15 protein-coding genes are annotated in these 22,491 nt (G+C 66.4%); 4 read left to right on the forward strand and 11 right to left on the reverse strand.

From position 1 onward, the window contains the following. Nucleotides 1-95: 95 nt before the first annotated feature. Nucleotides 96-2,288, reverse strand: coding sequence for a penicillin acylase family protein (locus tag ATE62_RS14200; protein ID WP_197411666.1), 2,193 nt, complete (start codon nucleotides 2,286-2,288; stop codon nucleotides 96-98). Nucleotides 2,289-2,515: 227 nt separating this feature from the next. Between ATE62_RS14200 and ATE62_RS14205 the strand changes: the two genes are divergently transcribed. The 3 genes from ATE62_RS14205 to clpB all read left to right on the forward strand — a co-directional run bounded on the left by ATE62_RS14205 (nucleotide 2,516) and on the right by clpB (nucleotide 8,896). After that, complete coding sequence (locus tag ATE62_RS14205) at nucleotides 2,516-4,333, forward strand: putative Ig domain-containing protein (protein ID WP_156420528.1); 1,818 nt, start codon at nucleotides 2,516-2,518, stop codon at nucleotides 4,331-4,333. 170 nt (nucleotides 4,334-4,503) lie between these two features. Continuing rightward, nucleotides 4,504-6,084 carry a leucyl aminopeptidase gene (locus tag ATE62_RS14210; protein ID WP_058807968.1) on the forward strand — a complete coding sequence of 527 codons (1,581 nt, stop codon included), beginning with the start codon at nucleotides 4,504-4,506 and terminating at the stop codon, nucleotides 6,082-6,084. 232 nt (nucleotides 6,085-6,316) lie between these two features. Beyond that, nucleotides 6,317-8,896, forward strand: a complete 2,580-nt coding sequence (clpB, locus tag ATE62_RS14215; RefSeq protein ID WP_058807967.1) for an ATP-dependent chaperone ClpB — start codon at nucleotides 6,317-6,319, stop codon at nucleotides 8,894-8,896. Between the two features lie 51 nt (nucleotides 8,897-8,947). On the opposite strand, the gene ATE62_RS14220 is transcribed toward clpB, so the two are convergent. From ATE62_RS14220 to ATE62_RS23670, 5 genes are all read right to left on the reverse strand, one after another. Continuing rightward, nucleotides 8,948-11,995, reverse strand: a complete 3,048-nt coding sequence (locus ATE62_RS14220) for a TonB-dependent receptor plug domain-containing protein (protein WP_058807966.1) — start codon at nucleotides 11,993-11,995, stop codon at nucleotides 8,948-8,950. A gap of 239 nt (nucleotides 11,996-12,234) precedes the next feature. After that, nucleotides 12,235-12,837 (reverse strand): aspartyl/asparaginyl beta-hydroxylase domain-containing protein, encoded by a 603-nt coding sequence (locus tag ATE62_RS14225; RefSeq protein WP_058807965.1) that lies wholly within the window; start codon nucleotides 12,835-12,837, stop codon nucleotides 12,235-12,237. A gap of 16 nt (nucleotides 12,838-12,853) precedes the next feature. Next, a complete protein-coding gene (locus tag ATE62_RS14230) occupies nucleotides 12,854-13,477 on the reverse strand; it encodes a sulfotransferase family 2 domain-containing protein (protein ID WP_058807964.1) in 624 nt (207 codons plus the stop codon). A gap of 9 nt (nucleotides 13,478-13,486) precedes the next feature. Beyond that, nucleotides 13,487-14,443, reverse strand: coding sequence for an aspartyl/asparaginyl beta-hydroxylase domain-containing protein (locus ATE62_RS23665; RefSeq protein WP_058807963.1), 957 nt, complete (start codon nucleotides 14,441-14,443; stop codon nucleotides 13,487-13,489). Continuing rightward, nucleotides 14,440-14,703, reverse strand: coding sequence for a hypothetical protein (locus ATE62_RS23670; RefSeq protein WP_058818540.1), 264 nt, complete (start codon nucleotides 14,701-14,703; stop codon nucleotides 14,440-14,442). Before ATE62_RS23670 ends, ATE62_RS23665 begins: the two co-directional genes overlap by 4 nt. A 112-nt stretch (nucleotides 14,704-14,815) precedes the next feature. On the opposite strand from ATE62_RS23670, the gene ATE62_RS14245 reads away from it, so the two are divergent. Continuing rightward, nucleotides 14,816-15,532: a 2OG-Fe(II) oxygenase gene (locus ATE62_RS14245; RefSeq protein WP_058807961.1), complete on the forward strand. Its 717-nt coding sequence runs from the start codon at nucleotides 14,816-14,818 to the stop codon at nucleotides 15,530-15,532. Between the two features lie 22 nt (nucleotides 15,533-15,554). Here the strand turns inward: ATE62_RS14245 and ATE62_RS14250 are convergent, their stop codons facing one another. From ATE62_RS14250 to ATE62_RS14270, 5 genes are all read right to left on the reverse strand, one after another. Further along, nucleotides 15,555-15,815: a hypothetical protein gene (locus tag ATE62_RS14250; protein WP_058807960.1), complete on the reverse strand. Its 261-nt coding sequence runs from the start codon at nucleotides 15,813-15,815 to the stop codon at nucleotides 15,555-15,557. A gap of 67 nt (nucleotides 15,816-15,882) precedes the next feature. After that, on the reverse strand, nucleotides 15,883-17,871 hold the full coding sequence (locus ATE62_RS14255; protein ID WP_058807959.1) for a tetratricopeptide repeat-containing sulfotransferase family protein: 1,989 nt from the start codon (nucleotides 17,869-17,871) through the stop codon (nucleotides 15,883-15,885). A 68-nt stretch (nucleotides 17,872-17,939) separates the two neighbouring features. Then, the gene (locus ATE62_RS14260; protein WP_058807958.1) at nucleotides 17,940-20,996 is read right to left on the reverse strand and encodes a TonB-dependent receptor domain-containing protein; all 3,057 of its coding nucleotides are present in this window, start codon (nucleotides 20,994-20,996) and stop codon (nucleotides 17,940-17,942) included. A 260-nt stretch (nucleotides 20,997-21,256) separates the two neighbouring features. Further along, nucleotides 21,257-22,189, reverse strand: coding sequence for a M23 family metallopeptidase (locus ATE62_RS14265; RefSeq protein WP_082662819.1), 933 nt, complete (start codon nucleotides 22,187-22,189; stop codon nucleotides 21,257-21,259). Continuing rightward, complete coding sequence (locus ATE62_RS14270; protein ID WP_058807957.1) at nucleotides 22,186-22,392, reverse strand: DUF2093 domain-containing protein; 207 nt, start codon at nucleotides 22,390-22,392, stop codon at nucleotides 22,186-22,188. The genes ATE62_RS14265 and ATE62_RS14270 overlap by 4 nt, the downstream gene beginning before the upstream one ends. Nucleotides 22,393-22,491: the final 99 nt, after the last annotated feature.

Below are 22,491 nucleotides of genomic sequence, written 5' to 3' on the forward strand. Positions count from 1 at the left end.
TTATCGGGAACGGGCATGAGGGGTCGAACCCCGGCCCGTGCGACCGGGTGCCGGACGGCACTGTGTCAGCGGTTTAGGACGGCGGGGCGCCGCGTTCAAGGCCGATAGACGCGTGGTTTCGTCGCCCAGAGCGCCGCCGGATCGAACAGCACGGGCTTGAGCTGGTGCTTCACGAACAGCGGCGCCTGGTCGTTGTAATGCGGGCTCTCGGGCCGCGTCGTCGCCGAGCCGAAGGGCTGGATCGATTCGGACGTCAGCGTGCCGTCGCGCGCCCAGGTCACGAACATGATGAAGCTGTCGCCGTGGCGCACCTTCAGCCGCCCGTCGGGCTCGGCATCCCACAAAGTCGAGGCGCGGATCGTGTCGTTGCCGCCGTCGAGCGGCAGGTCGATGCGGTGTTCGCCCTCGCCGTGACGCAACCGCAGCACGGTGCCGAGCTTCGGATCGAGCCCGCCGAAATGCTTTTGCAGATGGTCGGCGGCTTCCTTGAGCACCGTGCGCGGGTCGGGCTGTTCGGCGAGCCGCTGGTAATGGGCGCGGTTCGCGGGGCGCAGCACCATCAGCGCCAGCGCATCGCCCTGCCCCTTGCCGTCGAGGTTCCAGTCCCACGCGCGGATCAGCGCCTGCGCCTTGGCAAGCTCGGGATCGCCCGAAAGCTTGAGCGCGAGGATGCGGTCGATCCACGCCTTGGCGTAACCGGTCTTCGCATAGGCGGTGTCATATTTGATCGCCTTCAGCCGCGCCTCGTCGATCTGCCCCGACGCCTCGAACAGGTCGATCAGCCGCGCCGCGCGGTTGCTCATATCGTCCTCGATCCCGAGCAGGGGCGAGAAGGCAGCGGCGTCGAGCTCGTCGCCCGGCCCCGCCGCGACCCACGGCGTGTTGTTGGCGTTCATCACATAGCCCGAGCCCGGATTGACCAGCGCGGGGACGCGGTCGAAAGGCAAGGTCTTGGTCCAGAGATCGGCCGAGGTATCGCCGGGCAGGATGCCGCGCCAGTTATAGCCCGCGGGCCGGTCGGGGAACATCGCGTTGTAGAAAAGGCCGATATTGCCTTCGCGGTCGGCGTAGATGAAGTTGGTCGCGGGAACGCCCTGCCCCGCCATCGCGGCGCGCCACTCGGCGAAATTCTTCGCCTTGTTGAGCCGGTAATATTGGGTGACCATATTCGCCTGGTCGATGCCCGCATAGCGGATCGCGAAGGCGCCCTTGTCGTTCACGATCACCGGACCGTGCACCGAGCGATAGACGGCGCGCGGGATCGGGAGCACGAAGGGCCCGAACTTGACCTTCAGCCACACGCGCTTCTTTTCGAGCGGGCGCCACTGCCCGTCGAAGCGATATTTCTCACCGCTGTCGTCGAGTTTGAGCTGATAGATGTCGATCAGATCGGGCCGGTTCACCGTGTTGGTCCAGCCGAGATATTTGTTGTGGCCGAGGAAGGGGTAAGGCGAGCCGGGAAAGTTCGCGCCCGCGAAATCCCAGCCTTCCTCGCTGTGCACGACCAGCTCGTACCAGGCGACCCCGCCGGTCCACGGCTGGTGCGAGTTGGAGACCAGCCGCGTCGCGCCGTCGGTCGACCGCGACGGCGCGACCGCCATCGCGTTCGAGCCATTGTCGGCCGGGTCGCGGCCGACTGGCGTCAAACGATCGGCGGGATCGCTGCCGAAGGGCGTGTCCTTGCGCGGGACGAGCTTGCCGGTGGCGTCGAGTTCGGGGCCGCCCTCGCGTCCCATCACCTTGTCCTCGACCAGCGACCCCAAGGTCGAATCGAGCCCGAAAAAGAAGGGCGAGCGCAGCACGAAGCCCGCGACGACATCCTCGCCGGTCACCGGGAACAGCCCCGACAGGCGGATTTCGTCGGGATGCTTGTCGGCGTAGCGGTTGAGCCCGGCGGCATAGGCGGTGAACAGCGCCCGCACGTCGGCGGGCAGCTTCGGCCAGTCGCGCGCGGTCGTCGCTCGCACGTCGAGCAGCGCGGCGGCATAGTCGATCGCCGCGCCATCCTGCCCGAGCATCGCCCCGGCGCGCCCGCGCGTCATCGCGAGCACCTCCTGCAGCGTCGAAAAATCATCCTCGGCATGCGCGTAGGCAACGCCATAAGCGACGTCGGCGTCGGTCTTGCCGAAGATATGCGGCACGCCGAACTTGTCGCGCGCGATCCTGACATCGGTCGGCTTGAAGCTCGGCGCAGCGGGCGGTTCGGCGGTCAGCGGCTCCCAGACCGCGAGCGACACGCCGGCCAAGAGCAGCAACAGCAGCAATCCGATTCCCAGCTTGCGTATCATATCGGTCCCTTGGCGCACGAAGGCGCCTGTCTGGCGGCTACGCCGGTCGATGGCAAGCGCCTGTCGCACCACACTTTCGAAACGCATGGAAACACAGCTTCAGCAAAGTCGACTCGCCCTCGATGACAACATTGTCTCAATTTTCTGGACAATATTGTCAGAATTGCATAGGCAAAGATGCCGCCAACCGCGGCGACAAAACCATATGTCAGAGGAGGGAGAGGCCTATGTCATTACGATTGTCCCTGATCGCCGCCGCTGCGGCGACCGTGCTCGGCTTGGGGGCCGCCTATGCGCACGAGTCTGGCACCGAAAGCGCGCGACCGCTGGTGATGCTGCCCACGGCGGCCGCGACGCCGGCCAAAGGCGGCGGCGGGGCCGCCTCCGCAACGGCGGCGGCGATGACGATGCTGTTCAGCCCGTCGTGCGCGACGACCGTTGCCGCCAATTCGCCCTTTTCGTGCCAGCTCACGACCAGCCTGTCGGGCCCGGTCACCTGGACGCTCGCCGGCGCGCCCGACGGCATGGTCATCCAGCCGAAGAGCGGCTGGGTGCATTGGACGCCGCAGACGGGACAGGTCGCGAGCTATACGATCCACGCCACCGCCACCGCCACCGCAACCGGCGGGGGCACCGATTCGCAGAGCTTCGCACTCAGCGCCACCAGCGGCGCGGCCAATCCGTCGGGCGTCTATGTGTCGACGACCGGAAGCGACGGCAACAGCGGCTCGGCCGGCTCGCCGTTCAAGACGATCGACAAGGCGGTCAAGACCGCGACCGCGGGACAGACGATCTACATCCGCGGCGGCACCTATGGCAAAAAGAACGCCTCGGACAAGGATGTCGCCAAATTCACCACCAGCGGCACCTCGGGCAATCCGATCACGATCCGCAATTTCGGCAATGAATATGTCAAGCTCGTCAGCGACCGCAACGGCCTCAACATCGGCCCGGGCGTGTCGTACATCAACGTCGAGGGTCTCGAGATCGAGGGACCCAATCAGGCGCTCGACATCGGCACGGCGCTCGCCAACTGGTGGATCGAAACCGACGGCATGATCTCGGGCCGCGGGATCACCAGCCGCGGCGACCATATCAACATCGAGGATTGCATCATCCACGACTTTCCCGCCGGCGGGATCGTCAGCAACGACGCGCAGTTTTTCGACCTCAGGGACAGCATCGTCTACAACAATGCCTGGTGGTCGACCGGCGGCACGCACGGGATCACCGTCTCGTCGATGCAGACGACCTCCTACGGCACCAACAATACGATCAAGGTCACCGGCAACCTGGCCTTCGGCAACCAGTCGCTCGTCATCTCGCACGTCTTCAACAAGGGCTTCGTCGACATGAAGATCGACGAGGGCAGCGCGATCCACATCCAGAATGAGGACAATCTGTTCAAGAAGGGCATTTTGATCGACGACAATCTGATGCTCTACAACGGAAAGGCTGGGATCAACCTCAACACCGTCGCGGACCCGACCTTTTCTTCGCCCTATTCGCCCGTCACGATCACCAACAATTCGTCCTATTACGACGACCGGGTGGTCGATGGCGCGGAATGGATCCTCAACAAGTCGGTCCTCGCCAGCGCCACCGGCAATCTCTTCCATCCGCGCGCGACGCGCGCCACGCTCCGCGACAATAGCGGCAACAGCTTCGGCGCCAATTCGAACGTCACCCTTTCCGGCATTGCGGGCGATAGCGGGTTGCCGTCGAGCTTCCTCAAACTGTCGGCGGTGTTCACCAATCCGGCCGCGCACGACTTCACCCCCGCGTCGGGGGTGCCGTCGGGCATGGGGGTTGCGCCTTCGACGCTGTCGTCGCTGATGGACAAGGTCGCCGAATATGGCATCGCCCTCGTCGAGCCGCCGCAGGTCGTCGACACGGCCTGGATGAGCAATATGAAGGCGACGATCTTCGCCACCTGGCCGGCGAGCCTCAACTCTATCGTGCTCGAGGACCCGGTGCTCGGCGATTATAACTATAATCAGCGCTGCCACTATCCGAACCCGCCGGGGTCCGGCCCGGCCTGCTGAACGCCCGGACATCGGATCGAGGGGCGGCGGATCGGGCGATCCGCCGCCCTTTCCTTTTGCGGCCAGGGATCGGCGGCTGTTGTTCGTCGAGTGGCGATTGCAGGGCGGAGCGTGCGTGCTAGGTCGATGACCGGACCAAGAGAGACCGAATAACAGGGAGTTGATTTTCGATGCGTACCAAAAGCCTGCTGCTTGCCGCCTGCCTCTCGTTCGCCCTGTCGACCGCGCCTGCCGCGATGGCCCAAAGCGTGACCGGGTCGGGGGTCGTCCCCGGTACCGTCATCAACAGCGCCGAGCGCCCGATCGGCTTCGCGACGAGCGCGCCGGCGCAGGGCGTGCTGGTCGTGCTGATGAGCGACGCGGCGCTGCCCGATCTCGCGGCCGTGGGCGTCGGCGCGGGCGAGCGCGCGGCGATCGAGGCGGCGATCGCGGGCGCGAAATTCGAGGGCAAGGCCAACGCCACGCTGTCGCTGCGCGGGATCGGGGCGCGCAGCCGCATCCTGCTCGTCGGCACCGGCAGCGCGCCGACGATGCTCGCGCGCGCCGAGGCGGCCGGCAAGGCGGCGCAGGAGGTCAAGTCCGACGCGGCGCCGGTGACGCTGACCGGCGCCTTCACCGGCGCCGAGGGCGCCGAGGCGGGTTATGGCTTCGCGCTCGGCCAGTACCGCTTCGACCGCTACAAGACCGTCGACCGCAAGCCGCCGGCGGCCGACGCGGTGACCATCGTCGGCGGCGACAGCGCGGCCGCGCAGTCCGCCTTCGCCGCGCGCTGGCGCCCGCTTGCCGACGGCGTGCGCCTGTCGCGCGACCTCGCCAACGAACCCGCCAACGTCGTCTATCCCGAAAGCTTCGTCGCCGAAGTGCGCCAGGCTTTCTCGGGTGTCCCCGGGGTGACGATCGAGGTGCTCGACGAGGCCGCGATGCGCAAGCTCGGCATGGGCACGCTCGTCGGGGTCGGCCAGGGCAGCCCGCGCGGCTCGCGCCTGCTCGCGGTGCGCTATCGCGGCGCCGGTAGCGACGCCGCCCCGCTCGCCTTCGTCGGCAAGGGCATCACCTTCGATTCGGGCGGCATTTCGCTCAAGCCCGGCGCGGGCATGTGGGATATGAAGGGCGACATGTCGGGCGCCGCCTCGACCGTCGGGGCCGTGCTCTCGCTCGCCAAGTCACGGGCGCCGGTGCATGTCGTCGCGGTCGCGGCGCTCGCCGAGAATATGCCCGACGGCAACGCCCAGCGCCCCGGCGACGTCGTGCGCACCATGTCGGGCAAGACGATCGAGATGCTCAACAGCGACGCCGAGGGCCGGCTCGTGCTCGCCGACGCCAATGAATATGTCGCCGACAAGTACAAGCCGCGCGCGATCGTCAACATCGCGACGCTGACCGGGTCGATCGTCGGCGCGCTCGACGACCAATATGCCGGGCTCTTCGCGCGCGACGAGACGCTGGCGGCGCAACTGCTCGCGGCGGGCAGCGCGAGCGGCGAGGAACTGTGGCGCATGCCGCTCCACAAAAATTACGCCAAGAAGATCGAATCGGACATCGCCGACGTGCGCAACATCGCGCCCAGCGCGGGCCCGGGGGCGAGCATCGGCGCGCATTTCATCGGCTATTTCGTCGCCGAGACGACGCCCTGGGCGCATCTCGACATCGCGGGGGTCAACCAGGCCGACAGCGCCTCGCCTTTGGTGCCCAAGGGCATGTCGGGCTTCGGCGTGCGCCTGCTCGACCAGCTGGCGCGCGGCGGGCAGTAAGGACTCGCGCAGAGCCGCAGAGAGCGCAGAGAATATGGTTCACGCGGAGACGCGGAGACGCGTAGAGAAAATGAGAATGGCGGCGGCGGCGCCCTTATTTCTCTCTCCTCTGCGTCCCCTGCGCCTCTGCGCCTTCGCGTGAACCCTTTTCAGGGCGGCGGGAACCGGGTGATCGCCCCTTGTGTTGCCAAATAGCAACACTATCTCTGGCGACGAGAAAGGGGCTTTCTGAATGAACCTCGAAAAATTCACCGACCGCGCCAAGGGCTTTTTGCAGGCGGCGCAGACGATCGCGATCCGCATGAACCACCAGCGGATTTCGCCCGAGCATATCGCGAAAGCGCTGCTCGAAGATAATCAGGGCATGGCCGCGGGCCTGATCGCCAAATGCGGCGGCGATGCCGCGCGCGCGGTGCAGGGCGTGGACGCGCTGCTCGCCAAGGTGCCCGCGGTGTCGGGTTCGGGCGCGCAAGCGACGCCGGGGCTCGACAACGACGCCGTGCGCCTGCTCGACCAGGCCGAGCAGGTCGCCGCCAAGGCGGGCGACGGCTTCGTCACCGTCGAGCGGCTGCTGCTCGCGATGGTGCTGGCAGCCGGCACCCCCGTCGCCAGGGCCTTCGCCGATGCCGGCGTGACCGCCGACGCGCTGAACAAGGCGATCAACGACCTGCGCGGCGGCCGTACCGCCGATACGGCCTCGGCCGAGGACCGCTACGAAGCGCTGAAGAAATTCGCCCGCGACCTCACCGAAGTCGCGCGCGAGGGCAAACTCGATCCGGTGATCGGCCGCGACGAGGAAATCCGCCGCACGATCCAGATCCTCGCGCGCCGTACCAAGAACAACCCCGTCCTCATCGGCGAGGCCGGCGTCGGCAAGACCGCGATCGCCGAAGGCCTCGCGCTGCGCATCGTCAACGGCGACGTGCCCGACAGCCTGAAGGACCGCCGCCTCTTGTCGCTCGACATGGGCGCGCTGATCGCCGGAGCCAAATATCGCGGCGAGTTCGAGGAGCGGCTCAAGGGCGTGCTCGACGACGTCAAGGCCGCCGAGGGCGAGATTATCCTGTTCATCGACGAAATGCACACGCTGGTCGGCGCGGGCAAGGGCGAGGGCGCGATGGACGCCTCGAACCTGCTCAAGCCCGCACTCGCGCGCGGCGAGCTCCACTGCATCGGCGCGACGACGCTCGACGAATATCGCAAGCATGTCGAAAAGGACCCCGCGCTCCAGCGGCGCTTCCAGCCGGTGTTCGTCGGCGAGCCGACGGTCGAGGATTCGATTTCGATCCTGCGCGGCATCAAGGAGAAATACGAACTGCACCACGGCGTGCGGATCACCGACGGCGCGATCGTCGCCGCCGCGACCCTGTCGAACCGCTATATCTCCGACCGCTTCCTGCCCGACAAGGCGATCGACCTGATGGACGAGGCCGCGAGCCGCATCCGCATGGAAGTGGAGTCCAAGCCCGAGGAGATCGAGGGCCTCGACCGCCGCATCATCCAGATGAAGATCGAGGAGGCCGCGCTGTCGAAGGAAAGCGACGCCGCGTCGAAGGACCGGCTCGGGGCGCTGCAGGCCGAACTCGCCAACCTCGAGCAGCAATCGGCCGAGATCACCCAGAAATGGCAGGCCGAAAAGGACAAGATCCACGCCGAGGCGAAGATCAAGGAAGAGCTCGACGCGGCGCGTTCGGCGCTCGACCAGGCGCAGCGCGCCGGCGACCTCGCAAAGGCCGGCGAGCTCAGCTACGGCACCATCCCGGGCCTCGAGAAGCAGCTCGAAGCGGCGCAGGCCGCCGCGGGCAACGCGATGCTGCGCGAGGAAGTGACCGCCGACGATATCGCCGCGGTGGTCAGCAAATGGACCGGCATCCCCGTCGACCGGATGATGGAGGGCGAGCGCGAGAAATTGCTGGCGATGGAATCGACGCTCGAAAAGCGCGTGATCGGCCAGGACGATGCGGTGCGCGCCGTCTCGACCGCGGTGCGCCGCGCGCGCGCCGGCTTGCAGGACCCCAACCGCCCGCTCGGCAGCTTCCTGTTCCTCGGCCCCACGGGCGTCGGCAAGACCGAGCTCACCAAGGCGCTCGCGCGTTTCCTGTTCGACGACGACAATGCGATGGTCCGCATCGACATGTCCGAATTCATGGAAAAGCACAGCGTCGCGCGGCTCGTCGGCGCGCCGCCGGGCTATGTCGGCTATGAGGAGGGCGGCACGCTCACCGAGGCGGTGCGGCGCCGGCCGTACCAGGTCGTGCTGTTCGACGAGGTCGAAAAGGCGCATCAGGACGTGTTCAACATCCTGCTGCAGGTGCTCGACGACGGACGGCTGACCGACGGGCAGGGGCGCACGGTCGACTTCACCAACACGCTGATCATCCTGACCTCGAACCTCGGCAGCCAGGCGATCGCCGCGCTCCCCGACGACGCGCCGGTCGAACAGGCCGAGCCCGCGGTGATGGAGGTGGTGCGCGCGCATTTCCGGCCCGAGTTCCTGAATCGCCTCGACGAGATCGTGCTCTTCAACCGGCTGGCGCAGCAGCATATGGGCGGTATCGTCGACATCCAGGTCGCGCGGGTGCAGAAATTGCTCACCGACCGCAAGGTGACGCTCGACCTCAGCGATGCGGCGCGCGCGTGGCTCGGCCGCGTCGGTTACGACCCCGTCTATGGCGCCCGGCCGCTGAAGCGCGCGGTGCAGAAATATCTGCAGGACCCGCTCGCCGACCTGATCCTGAAGGGCGAGGTCAAGGACGGGTCGACGATCAGGGTGGACGAGGGCGACGGGGCGCTGAAGCTGACCCCGGCGTAACAAAAAGGGCGGCAGAAATGCCGCCCTTTTCATTCGGTGCCGAGGCTGGCCTCAGAGGCCGAGGCTCGCGAGGTTCACCTTCACCCCGGCATAGACATAGCGCCCGCGGAAGCTCGACGGATAGTTGAGCTGGCCGACGTCGGGGTCGCGCCCGAAGATGTTGTTCACGCCGGCATAGAATTGGAAGCGCTCGTCGTCGGTCTTGAAGCCGAGCTGGACGTCATGCTCCCATTTCTCGCGATAGAAGATGTATTTCGGATCGACGAGGTCGGGGTTGGCCTCGATCTGCTCGGTCGTGAAGCGCCGCGTCTTGCTGAAATAATTGACGCCATAGTTCAGCGACCAATTGTCCTTCACCCAGGTGATGTCGAGCGTGCCGTTCCACTTCGGCGCGAACGCCTCGGTGCGGTCGTTGTCGACCTCGGCCCCCGGGGTCGAGATGAAGGTCAGCTTGTCGAGATAACCGCCCGCCAGCCGCACGTTGAACTGGCCCAGGCTGTCGCTCGGTCGGAAGGCGTAGTTGATCGTGAAGTCGGCGCCCGAGGTCGCGAATTCCGAGACGTTGAGCGGCCGCAGCAGATAGTCCGAGACGAAGCCCGTCGTCGGATCGCGGGTGATCAGGTCGCAGAACTGGTTGTCGAGCGTCGGCTGGTCGACGCAGGCGTCGGCCAGGTCCTGCGCGGTCGCCGTCGTGATCGCATTGGCGATCTTGATGTCGTACCAGTCGAAGGTCGCGACGAGCCCCGGAATGAAGCTCGGCCGCAGCACCACGCCCGCGGTCCAGGTCTTCGCCGTTTCCTCGTCGAGGAAGGGCGTACCGATCGTGCGGCCCGGAAGCGACGCGGTCGCCTGCGGGTCGTTCGCCGGGTTGAAGGTCGCCGGATCGATGCCGAAGCCCGCCAGGATCGCGTTGCAATTGGCGACGCGGAACGACGTGCCTTCGGCGAGATTGCTGGGATCGCAGGGGTCGTCGATGAACGAGAAGGCGCCGTTCTGCGGGGCGAACAGCTCGGTCAGGTTCGGCGCGCGCACCGCTTCCGAATAGGTGCCGCGGAAACGGATGTCGCGGATCGGGCCCCAGGTGCCGTCGACCTTCCACGTCGTCGTGGTCCCGATCGTCGAATAGTCCGAGAAACGGATCGCCGCGCCGAACTGCAGGATATCGGCGAAGGGCATGTCGCGCAGCACCGGGATGTTGATTTCGGCGAAGGCTTCCTTGACGTCGAAGCTGCCGCGCTCGGGGAATTGCGCCGCAAGGTCGGCGAGCGCGTCCTGGACCAGGAAGGGATCGGGAACGAAGTTCGACTTTTCCTTCCGATACTCGGCACCGAGCGCGAAGCCGATCGGCCCGCCGGGCAGTTCGAACACCGCGCCGGTGTCGCCCGAGACCGAGGCGCTGACGACATGCTGCTGGACCTTGATCCGGTTTTCGAGATCGACGTTGATCCAGTCGAGCGCCGCGGCGCTCGGCGAACCTTCGCCGAAGATGTTGAGCGGCACGCAGCCGCTGTTTGCGCCGGGGGTGAAGGTGATCGGCGTCGTGTCGGCCCCGATGATGAAGCCGTTCGGATCATTGCCCGGCGCGGTCGGATCGAGCGACGAGCGGCAGACGATATTGCCGTTCGGCGTGCCCGTCATGAACTCGCCCTGGTCGACGGCGTCGATCGCGGCGAAATAGCGGTCGCGCAGGCGGTAATTGGTGCTGAGGAAGCGCGTCTTGGTCTGGCCATAGACATAGCTGACCTCATATTTGAGATTGTCGGTCAGCTGTCCGTCGAAGCCGATCACCCCGCGCCAGGTGTCGCGTTCGGCATATTCGCCGCGCACGCCGAGGTCGAAATTGTCGCGCGAGATCAGCACGCCGTCGGGCAGGAAGCCCGATGGCAGGCCCAGCGAATCGTTGATGTTGTCCGGCGCGATCAACGCGGCGATGTTCGCCGGAATGAACGGATTGTCGGCCTGGATCGTGGTGAAGAAGTCGAACGACGGCTGCGCGAAGGAGAAATTCCGCGTCTTCACATATTTGGCTTCGACGAAGAAGCGGAGCGCGTCGCTGAACTCGTAGCTGCCGAGCAGATTGACATTATGCTTTTCGGTCTTGGGCTGGAGGTCGCCCTGATAGCCCGCGATCGGGGTGCTGCTGCCGCCCTGGACGACGCCGCCCGATCCCGGGATCGGGGTGCCGAGATCGTAGATCGTCCCCTCGCCGGTGAAATCGGGCGAGAAGTCGATGTCGACGTCGACCGCGCCGCCCGGCGAGCTGTCGGCGTAGCGGATGTCGTTGTAGAGGATGCGGTCGACGATGCTCGGATCGTCGGGGAAGTCGGCAAGATTGCGGCGGAAGCTGAACAGGTCGAGGTTGCGCCCCGACTTGCGCGCGCTCGCCGGAACGCGCGAATCGCGGTTATATTCGTAGGACAGCGCGATATTGCCGCGGTCTTCGGAGAAATTGGTGCCGACGGTCAGCGCGCCATAGATGTTGTTCGCATCGCCGCGCGACGAGATGCCCGACTGGAACCGCGCGTCGATGCCTTCGAAATCGCGCTTGAGCACGAAATTGACCACGCCCGACACGCCGTCGGCGCCATAGACCGCCGACACGCCGCCGGTGAGCACGTCGATGCGCTCGATCAGCGCATTGGGGATGGTGTTGATGTCGACCGACGCGGTGCCGGTGATGCCCGAGATGTGGCGGCGGCCGTTCACCAGCACCAGCGTGCGTTCGGTGCCGAGGTTGCGCAGGTTGAGCAGGTTGATGCCCACGCCGCCGAACAGCGCGGTCGAACCGCCAGCGTCGGCGGTGGTGCTCGATCCGAGCAGCGCCGGGTTCTGGACGAGCAGGTCGGTGAGGTTGGTGAGGCCCGACTGCTGGATCGTCTCGCTGCTGATCGAGGTCACGGGGTTGGGCGAATCGGCCTCGGGGCGCGCGATGCGCGAGCCGGTGACGACGATGGCTTCGCCGTCGTCGGCGGTTTCGTCGGCCGCGGCCGCGTCGACGGGCGCCTCCTGCGCGAAGGCGGGGGCGGCGGAGAGGGCCAGGGCGAGGGCGAGCGGCGCGGCGCCAAGGCGCAGGCTTCGCGAAACGACGAATTTATTCACGGACAGACTCCCTTTTTTACGGTGGGCCCGTCACGAAAGGCAGACGCGCCAAACGGCACGCGCCGGTTCCCCGACAAGCCCACCCCATGTGCGCAGTCGGAGAATAGCGTTAATTATCCGTTATTTCGGCACTTCCCCGGTGCATGGCAGATGATGTGGCGCTTCGCGCGCAAAACAAGCAAAGTCCGGCGAAACGCCCTTGGGCTTCGACGAACGTAGGCGGGCGGCCTCCAGCGAGGTCAGGCGGGTTGCCCGCTCAGCGCCGCGAGCCAGTCCGGCGCGGGCTGGTCGGCGTCATAATATTCGAAGATCAGATGGATGCGCGGCGCATCGCCGCCGTTGGTCACCGCATGGACCCCCATATTATTGACCTCGGCCGCCTCGCCCTCGGCGATATGATAGGTCTGGCCGTCGATGCGGAAGAGCACCCGGTCATTGGTCTCGATGGGAACATGGATCTTGTGCGGCCATTTCGCGGCGGGATTGGCGTCGCGGTGGGGCTGGATCACCCCGCCCGCCGGCATGCGCGCCAGCATCACGCGCGGGAATATGCCGTTGTTATATCCATAGTCCACGGTCGCCGCCGCCATCACCGGCGCGAGCAGCGCCTCCCACTCGTCCCACAGCGGGCGCGCATAATCGGTCCGCCAGTCGCGCATGTTCGCGATGAAGCGAAAGACGATATGCGCGGTCGCGTCGAGCGCCTCGAAACGGTTCGGCTTGTCGGCATTCTCGGCCTGCCACAGCGTCTCGGGAATCGCCGCCACCGCCTGCTGGAGCGCGGCGATATCGACGCTGCCGAGGCGCCGGATGCTCGTCGTCTTGCGGGGATTGGGGTACATGGATCAGCCTCTCCGGTCAGTAATCATAGCCGAAAAGCGCCAGATCGCGCGCATAGATTTTTGCGACGCCGTCGATCAGCTCCTGGTCGTAATAGTCGCGATAGTCGCCGCGCCGCGACCGGTTGGCATGGTCGAGCGCGGTCGTCGGAAGCCCGATGCGCGCCGCGATCGCATCATAGGATGCCTGCATCTCCTCGACCTTGCCGAGCATGTCGGCCTGCAGGCTGCCGTCGCGATCGGTGACGAACAGGTGCTGCGGGCGAAAGATGATGTGGTTCGTCGGCGGCGCGGTGAACAGGAAGTGCCGCATCACGCGCTTCGGATCGCGATCGAAACTGCCCTCGCGGCTGGTGGCGAAGGCACAGTAGGAGACGAAGCGATCGAACGGGTTGCGCACGAAGGCGAATTTGAAATAGCGCTGGAACGCCTCCTCGCCGAGGAAGGGCCGGACCTCGGCGAAGCTGATATGGCCGTGCCCCATGCGCGCGATCTCGGGGATCGGGAAGCTCTTCTCGACGAACAGCCGCGCCTGTTCCATGTCGTCCTCGCCCATATGCCCGCGCAGCGCGTGGCGCACCGAATGCGTCCCCGTCTTGGGAATCGCGACGAAGATGAAGCGGTGTTTGTGCGAAACGATCATCGGGGAAGGTCAGGCCGCGGCGGCGGCAGGAGCGGCGTTGGGCGCGGCGACCATGAAGACGAGTTCGGCAAGCGCGCGCTCGAGCGGCACCTCGTTGCCCATGAGCAGGATGCGTTGCGACCCGATCCGCTGCAGGTCGCGCTGCACCGCCTCGATGAGCGCGCGATAGGCGGCGAGCCCCCTGGTGTCGGTGCCATGTTGCGCCCAGAGCGCGCCCCAGGCGTTGGCGAACTGCTCGAGCCGTTCGGTCGCGGCGTCGAGCGCGGGCGACGGCGGGCATTGCCGGAGCAGGAAATCGACATGGCATCGGATTTCCCACACCGACATGATCGCGGGCAGGTTGACCTGTTCATAGGCGAGCGGCGTGGCATGGCCGACCGAGCCCGGCGCCACCGTCTCGACCGGCTGCGCGTCGCGCCCGTGGCGCTTCGCCGCGGCGATCATCGCCCATAATTTCTCGCCGCCGACGGTGTCGAGCACCAGATGGACCCGCTTCTGGTCGCCCGCATTCTTCACATTATGAAGGCAGAAGCTGTCGAACAGCCAGCATTCGCCGGGCGCCATATGCACCGTCTCGCTGTCGCAGCTGAAGGCCACGCCCGGGTTGGTCACGACGGGAATATGGATGCGGATGTGCGTCCGCCAATAATAGCCGACGTCGACATGCTCGGGCACGACCGCCCCCGGCGCGAGCCCCATCAACCGGCTGCGTCCCCACACCGCGCCCAGATCGGCGAGGATTTCCTGGATATAGGGGCAGCGATCGAGCGCGTCCGTCGGCGCCATAGGCCCCGCGAAGCCGTTCGACACCTGCCCCGCCGGCGTGATCAGCGGCACCGCATCGTTGCCGGGCAGGCGCCCAGGATGCGGCAGCCACGCCGTTGGGGGCAGCGCCGCCACCTCCTTCGCCAGCGTGTCCGCACAATATTGCCGCGGCAGTTTGACCAGCGGCGTCCCGAGCTTCATTCGCCCGGCCGCGTCGGCTGGTAGTTCTGCTGCGGCCGATTGACCTGCTCGGCCAGTCCGCGCCTTTGCTCCTCGGCCATCGCCTCCCACTGCCCCCAGGTCTTGCAGGTCTTGGTGTAGAAGCGCGTCCCCGTCTTCTGCGTGCGCTTGCACACCATGCGGTCCTTGGGATCGACGTTCGCGCCGTCTTCGGCAAGGGCGGGCACGGCGGGGAGCAGCGAGGCGGTGGCAAGCAGCGCCAGCATATGAATTCCGCGCATGACAGCATGTCTCCAAAACAATATCGATTGGCGCGGAACATATTCCCCCGGTGCCCTGCCTGTCAAATCGATGGTGCCGGAAAGCCGCGGGAAACGAAGGAAATGATCGACCATGACTCTGGACTTTCGGCTGTCCGACGATCTCGACTGGGACGCGTTGCGCCGGCAGTTCGCGGTGCGCGGCCGCGTCGAGATCGCAGGCCTGCTCGCCAAAGGCCAGGCCGAGGCGCTGCGCGCCCATCTCGGCGCGCGCAGCGACTGGAAGCTGGTGATGAATGCCGGCGACAAGGTCTATGAGATGACGCGCGATGCCGTGGCCGCGCTCGCGCCCGATCAGCGCCGCGCGCTCGAACGCCATATCGTCGATGCCGGCCGCGAGGGCTTTCAATACCGCTATGAATCGATCCGCGCCGCCGACGGCGGCGATGCGGGCAGCGACGACCCGGTGGCGCGCTTCGTCGCCTTCCTCTCCGCACCGGCGGTGATCGAGCGGCTGAACCATGTTCTCGGCGGCGGCAGCGCCACCTTCGCCGACGGCCAGGCGACCAGCTATGGCAAGGGGCATTTCCTGACCGCGCACGACGACGATGTCGCGGGCAAGCGGCGGCAGGCGGCCTATGTCTATTCGCTGATGCCGCGCTGGCGGGCCGAATGGGGCGGATTGCTGTTGTTCCACGGCGACGACGGCGGCATCGACGAGGGCCTTGTTCCGCGGATGAACGCGCTGCGGCTGTTCGCGGTGCCGCAGCTGCACAGCGTGAGCTATGTCACGCCCTTCGCCGCCGAACCGCGGCTGTCGATCACCGGCTGGCTGCGCGCGCAGGGCTGACCGCGGCGGCGGCGGCCGCCGATCAGTTGCGGCGAATCTCGATCTGCGGCCGGTCGACCGCTTCGCGCAAGTCGCGCCGATGCTGCTCGGCGAGGGCATCCCACTGCGCCGCGGTCTTGCATATCTTCTTGAAGAAGCGGGTTCCGGTCGCCTGCTGACGCTTGCACACCAGCTTGTCCTTCGGGTCGACCGCGATCGTCTCTTCGTCGTTCGGCGATGCGAGCGCGGGAACCGACAACAGCGGCGCCGACACCATCACGGCGAGCAGGTGAATGGCACGCATGAACAACCTCCCTTTCAATATCGCGAAGCTATTCGCTTGACGTCCCGGCGTCAATTCGGTCCGGCGGTCAGTCGAGACGATAGCCGTAGCGCTCGACCCACGGCGCGAGGATCGGCAGCACTTCGCGCATCTGCGCCTCGTAGCGCTTCCAGCGCCCGCTCGCCGACGAATAGATGGGCTCGAGCACCTGCGCATAGCTCGGCGTGCGGATATAGCCGCGCGCCGCGGCGGTCTTCTGATGGTCGAGCGCATCCTCTTCCCAACCGAGGCCCAGGAAATCGAACAACGGCCGCGTCGCGGCGCCCGCATCGGCGACCATCGCCTCGTAACGCAGCATATGCATATCGATCGGGAACACCGCCCGGCACGTCTCCCAATAATGGAAGATGCGGTCGTAGGTACGACTCGCATTGGCGAGGTCGAGGAAGCTCGCCATCGCCTCGGTCGGCTTGAAATTCTGGATATAGCAGCTGAGCACGACATCGCACGGATGGCGCATCGCGAGGATGATCTTGGCGTCGGGAAACAGCCGGTGAATCAGCGGGATGCGGATCATCGACAGCGGGTTCTTGTCGATCACCAGCTTGCCGGGCGGCGGCGGCGACAGCTTGTCGAGTTCGGCGAAATAGCGGCGGCGCAGATCGGCAACCGCGCCGGCGTCGAGCGCGCGGATCGCGTCGAGATCGCCGAGCGACTTCGACAGTCCCTCGATGATCGGCAGTTCCTCGAGCACATGCGCGCCGCTGTTGCCCATCAGGATCGTGTCGAGCAGCGTCGTCCCCGAGCGCGGAAAACCGACGAGGAAGGCCGGCGCGGGGCGCTCCGCGGGCAGCGGTGGCGCAGCCCACTCGGCGAACCACGCCCGTGTCGTCTGCTCGTCGAGGCGTGCGATCGCGCGCTGGTAGGCGCTGCGGTCGACCCCTACACCCATCGGGCTGCGCGCCTGGGCCTGGTTCATGTCCTCGTAGAAATACATCGCATCGTCGGCGCGGCCGAGGCGGTCGGCGAGCTGCCCCGCGAACTGTGCCTTGATCGACGGACTGATCGCCGGCGACTGGAGGTCGCGGATCAGGTCGAGCGCCGCGGCGCGGTCGCCGTCGCGGCTGAGCAGCAGCGCGCGGAGATAATCGATCTCGTCGCCCGCGAGCCCGGCCGCCTCGGCCGCGGCGATCAGCGTGCGCAGTTCGTCGACGCGATTGGCCTTTTCGAACAGGATGCCGAGGTTGAGATAGCCGGGGACGAAGCGCACATCGGCGTTGATCGCGAAGCGCAGCGCGCGTTCGGCCTGGGCATTATTCTCGAGATCGAGGAAGGCGATCGCGATCGCGAGGAATATCTTGGGATCGGCGGGCGCGAGCCGGGCCGCGTCGCCGAGCGCGCGGAGACCCGCCTCTACGTGGTTGATGCTCGTCAGCGTCCGCCCCAATTCGAGCAGCGGCGCGGGATCCTTGGGTGCGAGCAGCGCCGCCTTTTCGAGCAGCAGGCACGCCTCCTCATAGCGGTCCATCGAGATCAGCACGCGGCCCATATTGGTGTGGAGCAGCGACGATTGCGCGTCGATCTGCCGCGCCTGCTGGAGCGCCTGAAGCGCGCCCTCGAGGTCGCCCATCTCGTGCCGCGCATTGCCCAGATTGTTCCAGGCGTCGAAATCCTTCGGATTTTCGGAGACGAGCTTTTCATAGGCCCAGACCGCCTCGGTCGTGCGGCCCTGTGCCTTCATGATCTGGGCCTGCATGGCCTGCAGCTCGGCCGATCCGGCGATGTCGCCCTCGGCACAGATACGCGCCGCCTCGTCGAACTCGCCGAGATCGAGCAGCGCGCGCGCCAGGTTGATCCGGTTGTCGCTCGTATCGCCGCCATGCGCGATCGCGCGGCGCAGATAGTCGGCGCCCTGCCGCGGCGCGCCGGTCTGGCAGCTCACCACGCCGAGCAGCTGGAGGACGGTGGGATTGGTCGGCTGGGCGGCCAGCGCGGCTTCGCCCTGCGCCTTTGCCGCGGCGAAATCGCCCTTGGCATAGGCGGCATAAGCGGCGCGCAATCTGTCGGTAACGGTCATCGCCGCTCCCTATAAAAAAAGAGGGCGGGACACCAGTCCCGCCCTCTCCTCTGGTTCGTTGCCGAAGCTTAGAACTTCAGGCGGACCGACGCATAAGCGCGGCGGCCGATGACGTCGTACAGCGACGGATCGGTACCCGACTGCACGTTCGGCGAGTAGGTTTCCGGCTTGCGGTCGAACGCGTTGTTCAGACCGATTCGGAAGGTGAACGCGTCGATTTCGGCCTGCATCGCGAAGTCGAAGTACCAGACGCTGCCCGGACCGGTGAAGGTTTCGCCGATATACTGGCGCGAGGCCCGGTTTTCCATCGCATCGATGAAGCGGATGCGGCTGTCGAAGCTCAGTTCACGCGTCACGTTGAACTTGGTGTTGAGCGTCGCCTTCCAGCGCGGGAAGCTCGTGCCGAGACCCGCACCGAAGTAGGAGGCCGTACCCGCATAATCGGTCTTCAGACCGCCGAGGCCGACGTTCTTGAAGTCGATGAGGTAGTTGACGAGCAGGTTGAAGTTCAGCGCGCTGTCTTCGTTCACGAACTCGGTCGGCAGGCGATAGCCCAGCTGGACGTCGACACCCGAGGTCTTGACCGACCCGGCGTTGACGAACTGGAAATAGCCGTTCGCATCGCCGCCCAGCGAAGCCGGGAGGTAGATACCCGTCATCGCATCGCCCGAACGCCCGATTGCATCGCAATAGGGGCTCGCGCCGCTGAGGCTCGAGTTGATGTCATTGTAGCCATAGCAGGACGCGATGATTTCGTTGACGTCGGGGTTGAGGATCGTGTCCTCGATCTTGATGTTGTAATAGTCGATCGAGCCCGTGAAGCCGGCGGCCTGGAACACCGCACCGACGGTGAAGGTGTCCGATTTTTCCGGCTTCAGATTCGGGTTGCCCGTCGTCGTGATGAACGCCTGCGCGCCCGGCGAGGGAACGAAGCTGTTCACCGTACCCGCGCCAACGCCGGTCGCGACGCAAAGGTCGCGGGCCGCGGTGCCGCCCTGCTGGCGGAAGTTCGAGTTGATCGAGCAGGGGTCGAAGATCTGCGGGAAGCTGCCGCCGCCCGAGAAGAGTTCGCCGAAGTTCGGCGCACGGACCGAGTGCTGATAGCTCGCACGCAGACGGACTTCGTCGATCGGGCTCCAGGTGATGGTGCTGCCATAGGTCCAGTCGTTCGACGGCGCGCCGTTCACGCCATTCTGGATGTCGTTGAAGTCGCTCTTCGAGTGGCGAGCGGTCAGCGACAGTTCGAGCGTGTCCATGATCGGAGCACGAAGTTCGCCGAAGAAGTCGAGGAACTTGTTGGTGCCGAGGTCGGGGGTCGCGGTGTTGAAACCGGCGATCGGACCGAACAGCGAGCCCGGATCGAAGGTGTATTTGAACTTGCGCTGTTCGACACCCAGGACAACGCCGAGCGGGCCGCCCGGCAGGTCGGTCAGCTCACCCGAGACATAGGCCTGCGCGACCTTCTGGGTGAAGACCGTCTTGGTCACGCCGGTTTCGTCGACATAATCGACGCAATCCTGCGAAAGCGGCTGGATGCCGAACGGGTTGAACCCGCCGTCGCAGATGCTCGCGCCGCCGTCGGACACGCCATTGACGCGCGATTCGAGCAGTTCCTGCACGCGCTGGACGTTGACGTTGCCCGTCGCGCGCTGGTCGATCGTGGTTTCGCCCCAGCTGTAATAGGCTTCGTAGCGCCAGCCGGGCGCGAACTCGCCGCGCAGGCCCGCGAGGCCCTGGATCACGCGGTTGTCGAGCTGCTGCTCGCGCAGGCCGGTGCCGAGGAAGCGGTAACCGATGCGGACGCCTTCGGCCGCGCCGGCGCCCGCGACGTTCGGATCGTCGCCGGTACGCGTGGCGAGCAGCCCGGCGAGGTCCGAGTTGATGATATTGATGTGGTCGACCGGCACGATGAAGCCGGTGACGCGGCCGCCGACCGAAACGAGCGGCGAGCGCGCGTTGAGGCCCGAGGCGCCGGTGTTCGCCGGGTTGACGATGCCGGTGCTGACCGGGGTCGGCGCCAGCGCGGTCGCCGAACTATAGTCGGTGTAGCCGCCCTGGACGAAGAAATCGAACGCCGGATTGATCTCGTAGTTCGCCGTCAGGAACGCCGATTTGCGCTCGAGCGGGAGAACGAGGATGTTCACGATGTCGAAGTTGTAGCTGTAGAAGTCCGGGAAGAAGTTCAGGTTCGGGTTCGCCGGCGAATCGAGATCGTAGCGGAAGTTCGACACGTCGAGCGGGCTGTTGAACGCGCCGCGACCGAACAGCGAGCCGTCCGAGTTGAACGCGAGCTGGCTGACGCTCGGGGTCTGTCCCGGCGTCACGCCATAGCCGGCGAACAGCGAATTGACCGCGGCCTGGCTGATCGAGTTGGTGCCGCTGTTGACGAACGAACCCGTCGGGAACGAACCGGTGGTCGAGGTCGCCTGCGACGCGAAGTCGCGCTGCGCCTTGATCATGCCCTGGCGCTTCGAATATTCGGCCGAGAAGGCGATGTTGCCGCGGCCGTCGGCGAAGTTGCCGCCGATGATGCCGCTGATCTGATATTCGCGCGCGTCGGTCTCGGGGATCGAGTTCGAATAGGTGGCGCGAAGGTCGATGCCTTCGAAATTGTCCTTGAGGATCAGGTTGACGACGCCCGCGATGGCGTCGGCACCGTAAGCCGCGCCGGCGCCGCCGGTCACGATTTCGATGCGCTCGATCAGGCCCTGCGGAATGGTGTTCAAGTCGACCGTCTGGTTCGACGCCGACACCATCGGGCGGCGGCCGTTGATCAGGACGAGGTTGCGGTTGGCACCGAGGCCGCGAAGGTCGATGTTCGACTGGCCGCCGTTGCCGGGGTTGTTCGACGTGGTCGTGCCGGCCGGGTTGACCTGCGGCAGCGTGTTCAGGAAGGTGTCGAGCGTGACGTCGGCATTCTCGACCGTCGCGTCGCCGCTGACGACGGCAACGGGGCTGTTCGAATCGAGATTCGGACGCGCGATACGCGAACCGGTGACGACGATCGTGGCTTCGCCTTCGTCGTCGGCGGCATCCTGCGCATAGGCAGGCGCCGAAGCCAGGGCCACGCTCAGCACCAGCGGCGCGGCGCCCAGTTTCAGCTTGGAATATTGGGTTTTCTTCACAGTGCAGTCCCTTGCTACTGATGGATAAAGATACCCGGGCCCCCGTTTTGACAGGCGAAAAGCCAGCGTCGCAGACACCCCGATAGCGTGCGGGATGACCCTTCATTCATGTAGAGTAAAGGAAATTTCCGAGCCTTCCGGCGGTTTCGCGAAGCATTGTGACGTATTTGCAACAAGTCCGGGAAACGGCGACACACAATGATGGGCCGCGGCATATTTCGCGACATAAAGTTTCGCCGGTTACGAATTCCGGCGTGCGATCAGCCGCCCATCGGACCCGCGAGCTTGGCCGGATCAATGCGCGCGGCGCCCCATTTCATGCCCCAGTGCATATGCGGGCCGGTGGCGCGGCCGGTCTTCCCGACGGTCCCCAGTTGCTGCCCCCGGACGACGCGGTCGCCGACCTTCACGTCGAGCCGCTGGCAGTGGAGGAAGGCGCTGTTGAGCCCCATGCCATGGTCGACGATGAGGAGATTCCCTTCCAGCGTGAAGGGCGACGCGGCGGCGAGCACGACGACGCCGTCGGCGGGCGCGACGAAGGGCGTGCCCGCGGGCACGGCGATGTCGGCACCGCCGTGATAGGTGCCCGGCTTGCCCTGATAGACGCGCTGCGACCCGAAATATCCCGAGCGGCGCCCGGTCACCGGCCAGACGAAGCGCTGGCGCCAGCCGTCCGATGCCTGGTCGACACGGCGCGCGGCGGCGATCTGCGCGAGCTCGGCGGGGCGGCGGCGTTCGAAATCGGCGTCGCTCGACGCGCTGCCGCGATAGGGCGCGTTGATATGCTCGAGGCGCCACGCGCCGGGCGCGATCGCCAGTATGCGCTCGACCCGGCGCCCGTCGGCGAGCGTCGCCACCAACAGCGCCGACGGACCGGCATCGCGGTCGAAGGCGATCAGGAAGGCGCCGTCGCTCGCGAGCGGGACGGGCTCGCCGCCCAGCGTCAGCGACCGGGTGCCCGTCGGCGCCTGCCCGAGCATCGCGGCGCCCTGTTCGGCGAGGCCGCGCAGGTCGAAATCGCGCACGACGGGCGCAGGCGGCGGCGCGGGAGGCGGCGGCACCGCCCGTTCGACGACCGCGGGCGGCGGCGGGGGAACGGCGGCGGCGCTCTTCTCGGGCGGGATGCAGCTGGTCGGAATCGTCAGCAGCGCCAGCGCGATCGCGCCGCGCGGCCAGTCGCTCGCGAAACTCATGCCCGCTGGTCGAGCGCGGCCTTCACCGAAATCGCGGCGCTCGCATAGGGCTCCTGCCGCGCCACCGACCAGTAGCGGAGTTCCTCGAGCCCGATCGGCGCGCCGCTGACCGCGCACAGCACATGGTCGCCCGGCGACAGGATACGAAAGCCGTTGGGGCCGTAATGGAGGCGAGCGAGGCGGTTGCGGCTGGCGATCAGCATGATTCTGGTTCCGTAACGGGAGAAGCGGTCGCCCCGATCATAGCAGCATCGCGCCCCATCGCCACCCCCGCGGCCACCCCCGGCCGATCAGAAGAGCTC

It is taken from the genome of Sphingopyxis sp. HIX (genome assembly GCF_001468285.1).
GTDB lineage: Bacteria > Pseudomonadota > Alphaproteobacteria > Sphingomonadales > Sphingomonadaceae > Sphingopyxis.

Coding starts and splice junctions, on each gene's coding strand:
- ATE62_RS14200 (WP_197411666.1), bottom strand. CDS start 2,288: ATGATACGCAAGCTGGGAATCGGATTGCTGCTGTTGCTGCTCTTGGCC.
- ATE62_RS14205 (WP_156420528.1), top strand. CDS start 2,516: ATGTCATTACGATTGTCCCTGATCGCCGCCGCTGCGGCGACCGTGCTC.
- ATE62_RS14210 (WP_058807968.1), top strand. CDS start 4,504: ATGCGTACCAAAAGCCTGCTGCTTGCCGCCTGCCTCTCGTTCGCCCTG.
- clpB (WP_058807967.1), top strand. CDS start 6,317: ATGAACCTCGAAAAATTCACCGACCGCGCCAAGGGCTTTTTGCAGGCG.
- ATE62_RS14225 (WP_058807965.1), bottom strand. CDS start 12,837: ATGTACCCCAATCCCCGCAAGACGACGAGCATCCGGCGCCTCGGCAGC.
- ATE62_RS14230 (WP_058807964.1), bottom strand. CDS start 13,477: ATGATCGTTTCGCACAAACACCGCTTCATCTTCGTCGCGATTCCCAAG.
- ATE62_RS23665 (WP_058807963.1), bottom strand. CDS start 14,443: ATGAAGCTCGGGACGCCGCTGGTCAAACTGCCGCGGCAATATTGTGCG.
- ATE62_RS23670 (WP_058818540.1), bottom strand. CDS start 14,703: ATGCGCGGAATTCATATGCTGGCGCTGCTTGCCACCGCCTCGCTGCTC.
- ATE62_RS14245 (WP_058807961.1), top strand. CDS start 14,816: ATGACTCTGGACTTTCGGCTGTCCGACGATCTCGACTGGGACGCGTTG.
- ATE62_RS14250 (WP_058807960.1), bottom strand. CDS start 15,815: ATGCGTGCCATTCACCTGCTCGCCGTGATGGTGTCGGCGCCGCTGTTG.
- ATE62_RS14255 (WP_058807959.1), bottom strand. CDS start 17,871: ATGACCGTTACCGACAGATTGCGCGCCGCTTATGCCGCCTATGCCAAG.
- ATE62_RS14265 (WP_082662819.1), bottom strand. CDS start 22,189: ATGAGTTTCGCGAGCGACTGGCCGCGCGGCGCGATCGCGCTGGCGCTG.
- ATE62_RS14270 (WP_058807957.1), bottom strand. CDS start 22,392: ATGCTGATCGCCAGCCGCAACCGCCTCGCTCGCCTCCATTACGGCCCC.